1 protein-coding gene is annotated in these 586 nt (G+C 40.6%); it reads right to left on the bottom strand.

Annotated elements, in window-relative coordinates:
• Positions 1–148: 148 nt before the first annotated feature.
• Positions 149–436: a hypothetical protein gene (locus BHE18_RS16740; RefSeq protein WP_235860360.1), complete on the bottom strand. Its 288-nt coding sequence runs from the start codon at positions 434–436 to the stop codon at positions 149–151.
• Positions 437–586 lie beyond the last annotated feature (150 nt).

Raw genomic sequence — 586 nt, 5'->3', positions numbered from 1 at the left:
GCTCTGGAACTGAATTATTGGTATTTTTCAATCATCCTTCCTGAAGCTGATATCCCGCAGATGATGATCGCTTCCTGGGCCATCTTGTTCCCACTTTTGTCACTTTACTTTTCGTGGATGGCTGTTGCACTGGCTGAAAAACAAACAATCAAGCTTTTCTATTGAGCAAATAAGCAAAGAGAATCATGAAGAACACAAATGACAAGAACAACCATAAGCTAATATCGTGATTGCCTGTGTTGTCATATATTACACCGATGATAAAAGGCATAAATGCTGAGATCAAATAGCCGCCGGATTGTGTCATCGCAGCCCAGCTATTCGCTTCATCAGCCGAATCTGTTGCATCTAGCGGCAATAACAAGGCAATCGGAAACAAACCAAAAAAAAAAATACAAACACAAAACCCTCCCCACCGACGCTGAACTTTCCCCACCCACTTTCACTCTTCCACAACTACTACACCACTATCATCATACTCCTCTCCAATTATTTATTCTAACATCACAGACATCAACTAGAGAACATACACAATGCTACCTACACTTACACCATGCCTCATAGCTACTACATATCAATCTATATA

Origin of the sequence: Rossellomorea aquimaris, assembly GCF_001877785.1 — a bacterium.
GTDB classification, from domain to species: Bacteria; Bacillota; Bacilli; order Bacillales; family Bacillaceae_B; genus Rossellomorea; species Rossellomorea aquimaris_A.
This window is presented reverse-complemented; position numbering and strand designations above follow the sequence as displayed.